Genomic DNA, 14,807 nt, shown 5'->3' on the forward strand with positions numbered 1-14,807 from the left:
AACTGAAACATGCCAAGATGATTTCCATTCAAGATATCCGCGCCGCAGCTGATCGCATTGCCGGAAAGGTGACTGTCACCCCCACGATCGGGGCTCCGGTCCTGTCAAAGCTGCTTGGACGACGAACCGTTCTCAAACTCGAGAACCTGCAAATCGGTGGATCTTTCAAACGAAGGGGCGTGTTGAACAGGCTCCTCTCCACGAAAACCGAAGCCGAAGACGCTCAATTTGTCGCCGTCAGCGGCGGGAACTTTGGCATCGCGCTTGCGGAAGTGTGCGAGACACTGGGCCTGGCTGTGACCATCGTCCTGCCTGAATCTGCTCCAGTGGCATCCGCACAGCGCATTGAAGCGGCCGGGGCAAAGGTGATCTGGACGCCGGATGTCGGGTCTGCCTTTGCCAGGGCGGATGAACTCGCCGCAGACGGCTATTCATTGATTGACGATTGCGATGATGTCCAGATCGCAGCCGGATCCGGCACATTGGCGCTGGAATTCCTGGAAACCGCTCCCCAGATCACGGACATTGTTGCCACAATCGGTGGCGGCTCGATGATTTCCGGCGTTGCCACGGCGGCAAAGGCCCTGTCCCCGCAGACAAGGGTCTGGGGTGTCGAGACGCATGGGTCTGACTCGATGGCCAGAGCCATCAAAAAACGCACGCCCGTCACCATCGATGTGACCACAGCGATATCGACGCTTGGTGTTCCGACCGTTTCCAAAGTGTTTCTGGAGTGTGTTCTGGAACTGGTCCGGGAGGTGGTCGTGGTGGAAGACCGGGAAGCCTTCCAGGGTGTCATAGACTTCGCCGAGAAAGAACACATCTGGGTGGAACCGGCGGCAGGGGCACTGATACCTGCAGCGCAGCGCATCGCCGCCAATTTGCCCCATGACGCCGTGATCGGCCTTGTGATCTGTGGCGGCAATGCAACCGTCTCGGATGTGACCCGGTTTTCAGGCTGAGCGACCTGGTCCCAGGAACCGCCTGTCGGCTTGGTGCGCAGAACCGCAGTCCATCCTTCGAGACGGACGTGACCGACCTCCTCAGGTTGAGAGGGGACCGAGTGGCGCCTTGACGCAAAAAAGGCGCCGTTTCCGGCGCCTTTCTCAGATCCAAATTCGTTGACCGAACTTACTGGTCTTCGATCCGCACCGGTACGAAACGAACGTCGCCGGTCGGGTTGGACAGAAGCAGCAGTGCCGAGCGGCGACCGTCTTCCTTGAGTTTCTTGATCTGGGCCTCGACATCGGCCGGCGTTGCCACCGGCTCCTGGGCGACTTCCTTGATCACGTCGCCCGCCATCACCCGCTTTTCCTCGGCGGACGAACCGGACAGGACTTCGGTGACAACAACGCCGGAGACGTCTTCTTCGATCGAGAACTGCTCACGCAACGCATCGTCCAGTTCGGCCAGCATCATGCCGAGCACTTCGCTTTTTTCAGCCGGCTTGTCCGCGGGCTCGTCCTCGGTGGTTGCGCTCGCCTCGGTGACTTCATTTTCCTGCAGGCGCTCAAGCGTCACGGAGATGGTGACTTCCTCACCCTTGCGCAGCACGACGACTTCGACTTCCTTGCCGATGGCGGTTTCTGCGACCATGCGCGGCAGTTCCCGCATGGCTTCCACATCCTTGCCGTCGAACTTGATGATCACGTCGCCCGGTTCGATCTCGGCCTTCGCGGCTGGACCGTCCTCGGTCACGCCGGCAACCAGCGCGCCCATGGCCTCTTCCATGGCCAGGCTGTCAGCGATTTCGTCGGTGACCTCCTGAATGCGCACGCCAAGCCAGCCACGGCGGGTCTCACCGAACTCGCGCAGCTGATCGATAACGCGCATGGCGGTCTTGGCCGGGATCGCAAAGCCGATGCCGATTGAACCGCCAGACGGCGAAATGATCGCGGTGTTGATGCCGACCACGTTGCCCTGCATGTCGAACAGCGGGCCACCGGAGTTGCCCCGGTTGATCGACGCATCCGTCTGGATGAAATTGTCATAGGGACCGGAATTGATATCGCGGTTCCGCGCCGAGACAATGCCCACGGTGACCGTTCCGCCAAGACCGAACGGGTTGCCGATGGCCATGACCCAGTCGCCAACACGGATGGTGTCGCTATTGCCGAAATCGACCGCTTTCAGCGGCGTTTCCGGCTCGACCTTCAAGACAGCGATATCGGTCTTTTCATCGGTGCCGATGATTTCAGCGCGCAGCTTGGTGCCGTCATTGAAGTTGGCGGTGATTTCATCGGCGCCTTCAATCACGTGATTGTTGGTGATGATGATGCCTTCCGTGCCGTCGATGACAAAGCCGGAGCCCAGCGACTGAACGCGGCGCGGCTGATCGTCGTCGCGGTTCTGCCGGTTGAAGAATTCCTCGAAGAATTCCTGGAACGGCGATCCGTCCGGAACCTGCGGCATCGGCACCGAGCGGCGCCCCTGCACGGTCTGTGCCGTGGAAATGTTCACAACCGCATCTGCAAGGTTTTCCGCCAGATCGGCGACGGACACCGGTCCCTGTGCATGGGCTGTTTCGACGGGCTGCACCAGTGCCATACCGCCAAGCAGAATGCCCGCAGCAGCGGCTGCAACGCGGGTCATCCGACGGCGCATAATTTTTGGAGCCATTAGGCTTTCTCCTCATCCCGGCCGGTGGGATCGCCAGCCATTCTTTCACGGGCCGGCATCCGATGGGTGTTTTAAGGTTCGTTTCCCAGAATATAGAACGGGCGGGAGGATTTGGCCCCTCCCGCCCGAAAACTTTTCGTTATCCGCGAATGATCCACACAAGAAACACGCCTATCACGGCCGCAATCAGGCCCGTCAGGCGCAGCGTCTGGTCCGGTGTCTCCAGCGCGCTGCGCATGATGGCTTTCATGCCACCGGGCACCAGCGCGTAGAGCACACCTTCAAGCACAAGGACCAGGCCCAGTGCGGTCACCAGCTCGCTCATTGAGAGGCGAGCGACGGCGACCGGTCGGACACGCCCTGGCTGCCATTGTCATTGGCGGCCGGATCAAGGTTCTGCCCCATCGGGTCCTTGAAGAACCGGAAGAAGCTCGAGTCAGGCGAAAGCACAAGGCTGGTATCCCCCGACCGCAGGCCGGCTTCATAGGCCTGCATGGACCGGTAGAAGGCAAAGAACTCCGGATCGGCGCCGAAGGCTTCAGCAAAGATCTTGTTCCGCTCTGCATCACCGTCACCTCGGGTGATTTCCGAATCCCGCTTCGCTTCAGCCACCAGAACCGTCGCGTCGCGATCTGCGCGCGAACGGATCCGGCGTGCAGCTTCTTCACCCTGGGCGCGGATCTCGGTGGCTTCCCGCTGGCGTTCCGTCTGCATCCGGGCGTAAATCGCCTGGGAGTTGGCATCCGGCAGGTCGGCCCGGCGGATCTTCACGTCAATCACCTCAATGCCGAGTTCCTTGGCGTTTGCGCTGACGTCCTTTCGGATCGCTTCCATGACACCGGAGCGGTCGTCACGCACGAGCGCCACGAAGCTGGTGCGGCCAAGCTCGGACCGGAGCGAGGACTGCAGCAGGGTCGACAGACGGCGGTTGGCCGTCTGCACATTGGCAACACGCTGGTAGAAGAGCACCGGATCGGAGATCTTGTAGCGCGCAAAGGCATCCACCACGAGACGCTTCTTGTCCGAGGAGATCGGCTCAAGCGGCGGCATGTTCAGGTTGAGAACGCGCTTGTCGAGATAGACCACATTTTCAACGAACGGAATCTTGAAGTAGTAGCCGGGTTCGGTTTTGGGCTCTTCAACAATCCGGCCGAGTCGCAGAACAAGCGCCTGCTGGGTCGGGTTGACGATGTAGATCGACATGTAGCCGAGCACGGCCACGCCAATCAGGAAAATGGCAAGAATTCCACTGCGCATGATCAGTTTCCTCCGGTCCGTGCCGTCGTGGCACTGCCGCCACGCGGGTTCAGGTCATTGAGCGGCAGGAAGGGCAAAACGCCCGATCCGGAGGACTCGCTGTCAATGATGATCTTGTTGTTGGCACCCAGGACTTTTTCCAGGGTCTCGAGGTAAAGACGCTCGCGGGTCACATCCGGGGCGTTCTTGTACTGCTCGTAGATCTTGGTGAAACGCTGGGACTGACCGGTTGCCTCGGCGATGGTCTGGTCCTTGTAGGCGTTGGCTGCTTCCAGAACGCGGGCCGCTTCACCACGCGCTTCCGGAACGACCCGGTTGGCGTAGGCTTCCGCCTCGTTGCGGATACGCTCCTGGTCGGCGCGGGCCGCCTGCACGTCGCGGAAGGCATCGATGACCTGTGCCGGCGGGTCAACCCGCTGCATCTGCACTTCGGCAATCTCGATACCGGCCTGGTAGCTGTCCAGGGTCGTCTGCATCAGCGTGACAACGTCGTTCTGGATGGCAACGCGGTTCTCGGTCAGGATGGAGTCGATGTTCGAACTGCCCACCGCTTCACGCATGGCGCTTTCGGCCACCGCCTTCACCGTCGCTTCAGGATCCTGGATGTTGAACAGGTAGTGGCTGATGCCGTCGCGGGTGTTCTTGATACGCCACAGCACCTTGAAGCCGACATCAACGATGTTTTCATCGCCCGTCAGCATCAGGCTTTCTTCCGAGACGTCGCGTGCGCGCACCACACCGGAGCTGGTCACGTTTTCTTCCGTGCCAACCGTTGTTTCACGCTGCAGCTCGACTTTCGGCTTGTAAACTTCGCCGATCGGGTAAGGCCAGTTGTAGTTCAGGCCCGGAGGGGTCTGGTCATTGACTTCACCCAGAACCAGCTCGACGCCGACTTCACCTTCGTCCACGACATAAAAGCCCGTGGCCAGCCAGCCGATCACGACAACACCGGCAACGATGAGCACGCCGATGACACCGAGGCCGCCACCGCCGCCGCCAGGCAACACGTTTTTCATGCGGTCCTGGGTGCGTTTCAGGAGCTCTTCCAGATCCGGCGGGTTGTTACCACCCCGGTTCGGGCCGCCACCGCCCCCCCAGGGTCCGTTGTTGTTTCCGCCGCCGCCCCATGGGCCGCCGCCGTTTCCGCCACCTTTCCAGGGGCCACCGCCACCTGACTGATTGCTCCAAGGCATCAAAACTTCCTTCTTCGAGATCCGGCGATGGGTGCCGGACATGGGCTGGTGCCCGTTCTGACTCACCGTTGGTTATAGGGAGGTTACCAGCCGCTTTCAACGGAAAGCGGGGCGCAAGATCCTCCCGAAACCAATAAGATTTCCCGTGCCGCAGGTGGGGCCTGAGACAGTGTGTGTCAAGCGGCAAAGGCACAATATGCCGCAGCCGGGCGACAGCTTGCGCGAAAATCAGGACCGGATCATGTCGATATGCGGAATGCCGTCCTCGATATAAATGTCGGAAACGGTCTTGAAGCCAAGAGATCCGTAGAACTTTTCCAGGTAGGCCTGCGCCGAGACATGGACCTCGCAGCCAGGCAACAGGTCAAGCGCCTTGTCGATCCCGGCCTGCATCATCAGGCGCCCGAGACCGGTGCCGCGTGCCTCTTCGGCAATCACCACACGGCCGATGCGCGCCATCGCCTTGTCTGCATCCGTCAGGAGACGGATGGAGCCCAGCAAGGCGCCAGTGTCCCGGTTCTGGATCAGATAGTGCAATGTCTCCTGATCCTTGCCGTCAATATCGGCATAGAAAGACTGTTGCTCCAGGATGAAGACCTGCTGACGCAGGCGCAACAGATCGTAGAGCTCTTGCAGGCTGAGCTCGTCAAAGGCCGCCCAGCGGGCAGTCATGGTCGCAGAGAGGGTCATTCACTCAGGTCTTTGGCTTTTGGTGTCGATCTCCTGATCTTCGGATCAGGGATTGCGTCGATAGGTGACGAATGTGAAATCCGCGCTGTCTTTTTCCGTTCTGACGCCGGCATCCCGCTCCGTTTCCCGCCAGACCGCCGCATCAATGTCCGGAAAACGCGTGTCACCGGCCGGTTCGGCAGCAACCTCGGTGATTTCCAGCCGATCCGCGCGCGCCATCGCCTGCGCATAGATCTGGCCGCCTCCGATGCACATGATTTCATCGACACCCAGGCCGGCAGCCAGCGCGCAGGCGCGGTCATAGGCTGCCTCGAAAGAGGTCGCGCTTTCTGCCCCCTCCGGCGCATAGTCCGGGTCGCGCGAAATAACCACATGCGGCCGGCCCGGCAGGGGTTTGCCGCCGAAGGACAGAAACGTCTTGCGGCCCATGATCACCGGCTTGCCGAGTGTGAGTTTCTTGAAATGCTTGAGATCGGACGACAGCTTCCAGGGCATGTCATTGTCCGCTCCGATGATGCCGTTACGCGCAACGGCCGCGATCAGCACGAGTTCGGGCAAGGTCTTCTCCGAATCCGGTTTTCTTTTCCCTGACCGCCTCCTAGCATGAAACGCTGGCGGAAGGGCATTGCCAGCGAATTTCTTTGCCGCAGCCTGTCGGTTCTCCGGTGCACTGACCGTCTTTGAAAGGTGATCCTGCCGGAACAAGGAGAATTGTGAAAATGCCGGAGCTGATGGAGACCGTCCTGATCGAGCGCATCCGCGCCCTGATCCCTGACGACAGGGTGGAGCAGAAACGCATGTTTGGCGGCACCTGTTTCATGGTCAACGGCAACATGCTGGTCTGTGCGTCCAAGCGCGGCCTGACGGCGCGTGTCGGCAAGGACCAGGAGCCGCTCGCCCTGTCCAGACCGCACGCCATGCAATGCCGGCCGACCGGGCGGCCGATGCCCGGCTTCATCCGGATCGAGCCGGAAGGGATCGAAACCGACGACGACCTGAGAGACTGGGTCGAGATGGCCCGCACCTATGTCTGTGCCTTGCCGCCCAAGGCCGCCAAAGCAAAACGTCCAAAACCGGCAAAGGCAGCGCAATGACCCGATCAGACACGCCAGGTTTTCAGACAGGCACATTTCAGTTCCTGAAAGATCTTTCCGAAAACAATACAAAGGACTGGTTCGACGCCCACAAGGCCGACTACCAAAGCCTTGTCAAAAAACCGTCTGACCGGTTTCGGCCTGCCCTTGCTGACGCGCTCGGCGCACTTACCGGGCGGGAGCTGAAATCCAAGCAGTTCCGCATCAACCGGGACCTGCGATTTTCCAAGGACAAGACCCCTTACAACACCCATATCCGTATGGCGTTCTGGCCATCGGGAGCCGCCTTTGAGGGTAAGGATGCGCAACCGCCGAGCTTCTTTCTGTCGATCGAAGCCGGCCATATCCGCTTTGGCACCGGCTGCATGGCTTTTTCCAAACCCGGACTGGGCGCCTACCTCAAGGCGGTTGAAACCGGCAAGGGCGAGGAAATCTCCGGATTGCTCACTGACCTGACCGGACAGGGATTTGAGATTTCAGAACCGGATCTGGCCAAGCCGCCGCGGGGCTTCCCCAAAGATCATGCCTTTGGCGATCTTGCCCGGCACAAGGGGTTGGCTGCCTGGAAAACGCTGGCGGACCCGGGGTTTCTGACAGGCGACACCGCCGTTGCAGGGCTTTGCGAAGTCTGGGAACCGACCCTGTCGTTCTGGACCTGGCTGCTGGACCTGCAGGAAAGAGCTTGATCCAAAGCGCTTTGAAGCCTATCACCTCGGCATCTTTCCCAAAGCCGAGATGAGAACCCATGGCCTCTCCCAAAGATCTGGCACAGCGCTTTCCAGAAGACTTCCTGTTCGGCGTTGCCACTGCCGCCTACCAGATCGAGGGCGCGGCCGATGAAGACGGCCGCGGCCGCAGCATCTGGGACGCGTTTTCCAAGATGCCGGGCCGGGTATTTGAAGGGCATAACGGCGACATGGCCTGCGATCACTATCATCGCTGGGAAAGCGACCTTGACCTGATCCGGGATCTCGGCGTCGGCGCCTATCGTTTTTCCATCGCCTGGCCGCGTATCCTGCCTGATGGCCGGGGCAAGGTGAATGAGAAGGGTCTCGATTTCTATGACCGTCTGATCGACGGCCTGGTCGACCGCGGTCTCAAGGTCTATCCGACGCTCTATCATTGGGACCTGCCGCTGACGCTCGCAGGCTATGGCGGCTGGACCGCGCGCGACACGGCCGAAGCCTTTGCGGACTATACGGAGATCGTGGTCAGACGGCTGGGCGACCGCATGGACGCACTGGCGACCATCAACGAACCCTGGTGCATCTGTCACCTGAGCCATCTTTACGGCATTCACGCGCCAGGCGAACAGAACCGGGCTGCCTTTGCTGCCGCCGTTCATACGCTCAACCGCGCCCACGGCCTGAGTGTTCAGGCGGCACGCGCGGTGAAACCCGACCTGCCGATGGGTATCGTTCTCAATGCCTATTCGATCTATCCGGCAACCGACACACCCGAAGACCGGCTTGCTGGCGAGCGTGCGTTCCAGTTCCACAATGGCATCTATTTCGGGCCGTTGTTCGAAGGCGCCTATCCGCAGGAGGTGCTGGAGGACCTAAGTGCGGCCATGGACATCCGCGACGGCGACCTGGAGACCATCCGGCAGCCGCTCGACTGGTGGGGCCTCAACTACTATACGCCCTGGCGGGTGCGCGAGGAGGCTGACCTGGAGGCTGACTATCCCCAGGCGGTGGCCGTCCCGCCCAAGGGCGATGTTCCCGTCACCGATATCGGCTGGGAGGTGGACGCAACAGGGCTCTCCAATCTCCTGAAGGATCTTCACGGCCGGTACGAACTGCCTGACTGCTACATCACCGAAAACGGTGCCTGCTACAACGACGAACCGGTGAACGGCGTCATTAACGATCAGCGCCGGATCGACTATCTGGACGGTCATTTCGGCGCTGTTGCCGATGCACGCGATGCCGGCGTTCCGGTGAAGGGCTATTTCCTCTGGAGCCTGATGGACAATTTCGAATGGGCCGAAGGCTACCGCATGCGTTTCGGCATCGTTCACGTGAACTACGAAACCCAGGTGCGGACGCTGAAGGCAAGCGCTCACTGGTACAAGGAGCTGTTGGCGGCGCGGTGAGAAGGACCATCATTGGCGCTTGCATCCGACTCGTTCAAGAAGCGACTGATACGCTGACCGGCTACCGATTTCCTCGTCATTGCAGGGCTTGACCCTGCAATCCATGCCAATTCCTCACGTCTGAGCAAGGGCGCCAGGACACGGCCTGGATGCCATGGTCGAGCCCACTGCTGTCCGGTTAAGCAGATTCATCTGACCGTATATAGGCTTCGCTGCTTGTTCCAGTCTCCCCCCCTGGAGGGGGAGATGTCTCCGTCAGGAGACAGAGGGGGGCTCGACCTCCCCGCATACAAGGCCTTTTCCGAATTCGAGGAACCGCTGTGCCCCCCTCTGTCCGGTTCCCGGACATCTCCCCCTCCAGGGGGGAGACTGGAACAAGCGGTAAGGCGCTGCGTATCCAGGATTGGAAGAAGCGTAAATATCGACGATGAATCAATGTTCTGTTGAAACTGGGTCGACTTAAACCGGTCAGCAGTGGGTCGAGCCATGGCATGACGAAATTCTGTCTGCCTGACTACACCCTTTCCAGGTTCGCCAGGATGATCTCGGTCCAGACCCGGGTCGGCGGGATCCAGGCGGTCCAGTTGTTGTAGTCGCCGGAAAAGATGACGGCAGCCACATCCGCCTTCGGGCAGAGCCAGAGGCGCTGGCCGCCATTGCCGAAGCCGGCGAACCATTGTGCTCGTCCACCAAGAGCCGGCACGGGTGCCTGGCCGCAAAACCAGAAACAGCCGTAATCCGGTCCTTCCCCCGTGGCAATCACCGGCCGGAGCGACGCGGTCAGCCAGGCTTCCGGTACGATCCGGTGATCCTGCCAGGTGCCATTGTTGAGCACCATCCGGCCGATCTTCAGAAGATCAGGGGCCGTCAGGCGCAGACCGGAGGCCGGTGAATGCGTTCCGTCCGGTCCGGCAGCCCATTCAAAGCGCTCGATCCCGAGCGGTGAGAAGAGAGTTTCAACGGCATAATCCGGCAGTTTCTTGCCGGTCCCGCGCTGCAGGATTTCGCCAACAAGCGCGGTCGCGCCACCGCTGTAAATCCAGCGCGAGCCCGGTTCCGCCACGATGGGACGCTCCAGAATGTAGCGATAGCGGTCCGGCGCCTGTTCCATGGCGATCTCGCTGTTTTCCGGATCCGTGTAGGGACGGGTTTCATCCCATTCCATACCGAGCGTCATGGTGAGCGCATGTTCGACGGTCAGCTTCTGCCGTGCCGAATCGCCTGCAAGATCCGGATAGTCGGGGAAGAGCTCCAGGATCGGGGTGTCGAGCCGCGGCACCTCGCCGCGTTCCAGCGCAATCCCGTAAAGCAGGCTGACGATGCTTTTTGAGACCGACCTAAGATCATGCAGGGTTTCGGCGTCAAACCGGACGTCGCCAATCGGCCGGCCCCAATTCTCGTCTGTCCCGCTGCCATAGCTTTCAAGAACGGTCTCACCGCCCCGCTCCGCCAGAACAGCGTGCAGATGCGGCAACAGCCCCGCCTCGACACCTGCGCAGAGTTTGCGGCCAATGGCCGTATCGAACCCTTGTTGCTCGGCAGCAAGGGCGTGAGGAGACAGGGAAAGGCTGGCGGATGAAACCATTTTTGAAATCCCTTCATGAAAACAGAGTTGAGTCTGACCAGATTCCGCAATGAATGCGAGCATTATTATGACAAGGGAAGCCCGTGCTCTTGACCCTCCCCTTGCTGGAACCATCATTTGAAACTCGGGGCAGTGCCATCAGCAGCCTGGGAGAGACCTAGTGAACCGCAGAACTTTTCTGAAAACCTCCGCAGCAGGGATCGGCGCGGCTCTGTTGCCGACATTTTCGCTGGCCCGGTCAGCGGACGGATTTTTCGAGCTGACCGCCGAAAAGGGCCAGGCTCGGCTCTACGGCAACGATGGCGGTTTGTCGGATCTCTGGCTCTATAACGGCCGCCTGCCGGGACCGGAGATCCGAGTGAAACGCGGTGAGCGGGTCAAAATCCGGTTCCTCAACAAGCTGGAGGAAGCAACCTCGGTCCACTGGCACGGCATCCGGATCGACAATGCCATGGATGGTGTCGCCGGCCTGACCCAGCCCGCGGTAGAGCCTGGCGAAAGCTTCGACTATGACTTCGTCGTGCCCGATGCAGGCACCTACTGGTATCACGCCCACACGATGAGCTGGAACCAGGTGCCGCGCGGTCTCGCCGGCCCGCTGATCGTCGAGGAAAACGAACCGGTCTTTGATCCAGCCAACGACATCACCCTGATGCTGAACGACTGGCGGCTCAAAGAGGACGGCACGCTGGAAACGGCTAGCTTCGGCGCGCGCCACGATTTCTCCCATGCCGGTCGCCTCGGCAACTGGCTGACCATCAACGGCGCCTCCATGCCGGACATTTCCTTGCAGCAGGATCGCTGGCACCGGATCCGGCTGATCAACTCCTCCGCGTCCCGTGTGCTCGACATCGCCCCGTCCCGCTTTGGGGCAAGGGTGATTGCACTCGATGGCCAGCCTTTTGACGAGGCCCGTGACATCGACGGCACGCTTCAGCTGTCACCGGCGCAGCGCATGGATCTGGTGATGCGCCCGGAAACGGCGGAGGACATTGCCTTTGAAACCATGACCGGCCAGCCTTTCCAGTTTGCGACCTTCAAGGTCTCAAAGGCGTCGGCGCCGGATCGGCCGTTCACCATGCCGGCGGCCAACGCCCTGCCCGAACCGGACCTGGAGGCTGCCCGAAAAGTGCCGCTCAACATGGCCGGTGGCGCCATGATGGGCATGCGGGCGCTGATGGAGGAGAAGAGCGAAGACGAAATCCGCCAGATGATGGAGAACGGCATGTTCTGGGCGTTCAACGGCAAGGCCGGCATGGACGACACGCCTTTGTTCAGCGCCCAAAACGGCGAAACCATCGTGATTGAAAGCCGCAACGACACCAGTTTTGCGCACGCCATGCATCTGCATGGTCATCATTTCAGGGTTCTGGAACGAAACGGTGAAAAACTGAAACATCCCGACTGGCGCGATACGTTCACCACCCAGCCCCGGGAAACGGTCCGGATCGCCTTTGTCACGGACAATCCAGGCAAGTGGCTAATCCACTGTCACATGCTCGGCCATGCGGCCTCGGGCATGATGACCTGGTTCGAGGTGGTGTGAGAAGTTCAACAATACTCCTCACACCACATACTCTTAATACTTCAATAGAAGTATGAAAATAAACTCAAACAAAATATCCTGAATAAATCCATTCCACGAAAATTTAATAATAATAAACACCAAAAAGCGTGTATATCCAAAAAATTTGTATAAATTACAGTTCTTCGTTAAAATAAACCCGAAATTTCATGTATTGATTGAGAGGCTACTCGCACTATGGACGATGCACCATTGCCCATCACAAATGGCGTTGCAAATGCCATCGCCAAAGGAGTCAAACAGGGCGTAATTCCGGAATCTCGCATCCAGACACCTGAAACCACTCTTTCCCGAACTGTTGGAAACACAACACCAAGTCAACAATCTGAAACAGGTATCAAGTCGAGGGCAACCTGGCGCGCCATTCTGTTTCGCATTCGTGACGCACTATTTCGATCAAACTGAACCAATTGTCGCTGAATAGATCTTCTCGATGGACTGCCCTCGATTGAGAACCTGATGGGTCCCGGAGGCGTTCAGTTTTGGCGTCTGCCTGGCCTCGAGATACTCACGAGAAACGGTCAGGACCGCCCTTGTCACGGACAATCCGGGCAAGTGGCTCGTACACGTGGCACCCGGCATGATGACCGGCTTATAGTTGGGAAAAGCATCACACTGCAATCGGCGCCGCGATATGCGGGTGCGGGTCGTAGCCCAACAGTTCGAAGTCCTCGAACCTGAACGCAAAGAGATCTGTCACGTCCGGGTTGATCTTCATCTCCGGAAGAGGACGGAACGACCGGGTCAGCTGTTCGCGCGCCTGATCGAAATGGTTTGAATAAAGATGGGCATCACCGAAGGTGTGCACGAAGTCGCCGGGCTTGAGGCCGGTGACCTGGGCGACCATCATGGTGAGCAGCGCATAGGAGGCGATGTTGAAGGGAACACCAAGGAACACATCCGCCGAGCGCTGGTAAAGCTGGCAGGAAAGTTTGCCATCCGCGACATAGAACTGGAACAGGGAGTGGCACGGCGGCAGCGCCATTTCATCGACCAGGGCCGGGTTCCAGGCCGAGACGATCAGCCGGCGGCTTTCCGGATTGGTGCGGATCATGGTGAGCAGGTTGGTGATCTGGTCGATCGAACGGCCATCCGGTGCCGGCCAGGAGCGCCACTGATAGCCGTAGACCGGACCGAGTTCACCGTTCTCGTCCGCCCAGTCGTCCCAGATCTTGACACCGTTTTCCTTCAGGTAACCGATATTGGTGTCACCGGCGAGAAACCAGAGCAGCTCGTGGATGATCGACCTCAAGTGCAGCTTCTTGGTCGTGACCAGCGGAAAGCCTTCGGCCAGATCAAAACGCATCTGGTGACCGAAGATGGAGCGCGTGCCGGTGCCGGTCCGGTCCCCCCGGTCGGTGCCGTCTTCCAGGATCTTGGCCATGAGATCGTGATACTGCTGCACGGTGGCGGCCCCTGCTCTCTTGTTTCTGGTGTTGAGGTTAATGTCGCAGATTTTGGCGAAAACACAGCCCTCGGCAGGCACTTTCCCCAGCTTCGGAACAGTCTGTGGATGGCACTCCAATAAGGCGGCAAAGCAAGGCACTGACTGAAAAGGGCCTTTTAATTCAGCCCCAAACCGCCTATATCAGCAGTGCTGGTTCGCCAGCTATGGCAATAAACTGTCAGTGCAATAAACCTATCGGACCCGGGGGCGGTACCCGGCGCCTCCACCCAAGCCCATGGGGCTTAAGCTCAGGAAATCTCATGGGTTTCGGCGGGGGCGAAATAGGATCGACGAGGGCGTAAAGACTGTGCTTTTGCTCGGCATTGTACCACCGTTATCGGGCTGTTCTAATAGTTGCAAACGACAACTATGCTATGGACAACGCTGTCGCAGCGTAATGCTGCGCCGGTAGTCCACTAAGTCCTGTTGGTTAGCACCTCCAGGCGGGGTTCGGAGGCACCTGGCAACAGAAGCCTCCACTTGATCTTGCCTTCCCCAAGCCTTGACCTGGACAATTCTGTCATGAGACGGAGCGTTCTTGATGAGCAGGACACATTAATCTGGGTTCACTTTGAAAAGAGCCTTTTCTTTTTGATCGCGGCCCGTCAATGTGCTCCAGAGAGACGATAATCCAAGCGAGATTCGAACGAAACTGATGTCTGAAGACCTTCTGCGATACGACATTCTGATCCAGGACGCGCTGCGTGGCGCGGTCAAGAAAATCCTTGCCGAAGTCGGACGCACCGGGCTGCCCGGGGATCATCACTTCTACATCGCCTTCGACACCAACGCGCCGGGCGTGCGCATCTCGCAGCGCCTGAAAGAACGCTACCCGCAGGAAATGACCATTGTCCTGCAGCACCAGTTCTGGGACCTCGCGATCGGCGAACATGCCTTCGAGGTCGGCCTGTCCTTTGGCGGCGTGCCGGAAAAACTGCTGGTACCCTTCTCCGCCATCAAGGGCTTCTTTGATCCTTCGGTTCAGTTTGCGCTGGAATTCGATCCGGGCAAGACCGCCGAGGAACTGCCGGAAGAACTCCTGGAAGCCGTGGAAGAACTTGCCAAGGCGGAACAGGACCACGAAGACAGCCAGTCCAAGACGGACGGTGAACAGGATGACAGCAAGGAAGCTGCAAGCGCCAAATCCGACAAGAAGGATGACGCTGTGGCGGACACCCCAGCCGGCGACGGTGGCGGCGAAGTTGTCTCGCTGGACGCCTTCCGCAAGAAGACCTGATTTCA

The 14,807-nt window shown here is 59.5% G+C and carries 14 protein-coding genes and 1 other RNA gene; 7 read left to right on the top strand and 8 right to left on the bottom strand.

The features are described 5' to 3' along the window. Positions 1 to 17: 17 nt before the first annotated feature. Positions 18 to 962, top strand: coding sequence for a pyridoxal-phosphate dependent enzyme (locus CHH27_RS11180; protein ID WP_094074676.1), 945 nt, complete (start codon positions 18 to 20; stop codon positions 960 to 962). A 169-nt stretch (positions 963 to 1,131) separates the two neighbouring features. Here the strand turns inward: CHH27_RS11180 and CHH27_RS11185 are convergent, their stop codons facing one another. The 6 genes from CHH27_RS11185 to CHH27_RS11210 all read right to left on the bottom strand — a co-directional run bounded on the left by CHH27_RS11185 (position 1,132) and on the right by CHH27_RS11210 (position 6,317). Continuing rightward, a complete protein-coding gene (locus tag CHH27_RS11185; protein WP_208988821.1) occupies positions 1,132 to 2,619 on the bottom strand; it encodes a DegQ family serine endoprotease in 1,488 nt (495 codons plus the stop codon). Positions 2,620 to 2,758: 139 nt separating this feature from the next. Then, positions 2,759 to 2,932 (bottom strand): DUF2065 domain-containing protein, encoded by a 174-nt coding sequence (locus CHH27_RS11190; protein WP_371681844.1) that lies wholly within the window; start codon positions 2,930 to 2,932, stop codon positions 2,759 to 2,761. An 8-nt stretch (positions 2,933 to 2,940) separates the two neighbouring features. Next, positions 2,941 to 3,876, bottom strand: coding sequence for a protease modulator HflC (hflC, locus tag CHH27_RS11195; protein ID WP_094071661.1), 936 nt, complete (start codon positions 3,874 to 3,876; stop codon positions 2,941 to 2,943). A gap of 2 nt (positions 3,877 to 3,878) precedes the next feature. Then, positions 3,879 to 5,069 (bottom strand): FtsH protease activity modulator HflK, encoded by a 1,191-nt coding sequence (gene hflK / locus CHH27_RS11200; RefSeq protein WP_094074677.1) that lies wholly within the window; start codon positions 5,067 to 5,069, stop codon positions 3,879 to 3,881. Between the two features lie 228 nt (positions 5,070 to 5,297). After that, positions 5,298 to 5,759: a GNAT family N-acetyltransferase gene (locus tag CHH27_RS11205; RefSeq protein WP_208988823.1), complete on the bottom strand. Its 462-nt coding sequence runs from the start codon at positions 5,757 to 5,759 to the stop codon at positions 5,298 to 5,300. Between the two features lie 45 nt (positions 5,760 to 5,804). Continuing rightward, on the bottom strand, positions 5,805 to 6,317 hold the full coding sequence (locus CHH27_RS11210) for a dihydrofolate reductase (protein WP_094074679.1): 513 nt from the start codon (positions 6,315 to 6,317) through the stop codon (positions 5,805 to 5,807). A 161-nt stretch (positions 6,318 to 6,478) separates the two neighbouring features. On the opposite strand from CHH27_RS11210, the gene CHH27_RS11215 reads away from it, so the two are divergent. From CHH27_RS11215 to CHH27_RS11225, 3 genes are read left to right on the top strand one after another with little or no spacing between them, the layout of a single operon-like run. Then, a complete protein-coding gene (locus tag CHH27_RS11215) occupies positions 6,479 to 6,853 on the top strand; it encodes a TfoX/Sxy family protein (RefSeq protein ID WP_094074680.1) in 375 nt (124 codons plus the stop codon). Next, positions 6,850 to 7,539: a DUF2461 domain-containing protein gene (locus CHH27_RS11220; RefSeq protein WP_157738869.1), complete on the top strand. Its 690-nt coding sequence runs from the start codon at positions 6,850 to 6,852 to the stop codon at positions 7,537 to 7,539. The genes CHH27_RS11215 and CHH27_RS11220 overlap by 4 nt, the downstream gene beginning before the upstream one ends. 59 nt (positions 7,540 to 7,598) lie before the next feature. Continuing rightward, positions 7,599 to 8,948 carry a GH1 family beta-glucosidase gene (locus CHH27_RS11225; RefSeq protein WP_094071663.1) on the top strand — a complete coding sequence of 450 codons (1,350 nt, stop codon included), beginning with the start codon at positions 7,599 to 7,601 and terminating at the stop codon, positions 8,946 to 8,948. Positions 8,949 to 9,462: 514 nt separating this feature from the next. Here the strand turns inward: CHH27_RS11225 and CHH27_RS11230 are convergent. After that, positions 9,463 to 10,533, bottom strand: coding sequence for a serine hydrolase (locus CHH27_RS11230; protein ID WP_094071664.1), 1,071 nt, complete (start codon positions 10,531 to 10,533; stop codon positions 9,463 to 9,465). Between the two features lie 160 nt (positions 10,534 to 10,693). On the opposite strand from CHH27_RS11230, the gene CHH27_RS11235 reads away from it, so the two are divergent. Next, positions 10,694 to 12,079, top strand: coding sequence for a multicopper oxidase family protein (locus CHH27_RS11235; RefSeq protein WP_157738870.1), 1,386 nt, complete (start codon positions 10,694 to 10,696; stop codon positions 12,077 to 12,079). 649 nt (positions 12,080 to 12,728) lie between these two features. Here CHH27_RS11235 and CHH27_RS11240 read toward each other — a convergent pair. Next, complete coding sequence (locus CHH27_RS11240) at positions 12,729 to 13,523, bottom strand: thymidylate synthase (protein WP_094074681.1); 795 nt, start codon at positions 13,521 to 13,523, stop codon at positions 12,729 to 12,731. Positions 13,524 to 13,675: 152 nt separating this feature from the next. On the opposite strand from CHH27_RS11240, the gene ssrA reads away from it, so the two are divergent. Beyond that, positions 13,676 to 14,046: a transfer-messenger RNA gene (ssrA, locus tag CHH27_RS11245) on the top strand. 174 nt (positions 14,047 to 14,220) lie between these two features. Next, on the top strand, positions 14,221 to 14,802 hold the full coding sequence (locus tag CHH27_RS11250) for an SspB family protein (RefSeq protein WP_094071666.1): 582 nt from the start codon (positions 14,221 to 14,223) through the stop codon (positions 14,800 to 14,802). Positions 14,803 to 14,807 lie beyond the last annotated feature (5 nt).

This window comes from Labrenzia sp. VG12 (assembly GCF_002237595.1).
GTDB lineage: Bacteria > Pseudomonadota > Alphaproteobacteria > Rhizobiales > Stappiaceae > Roseibium.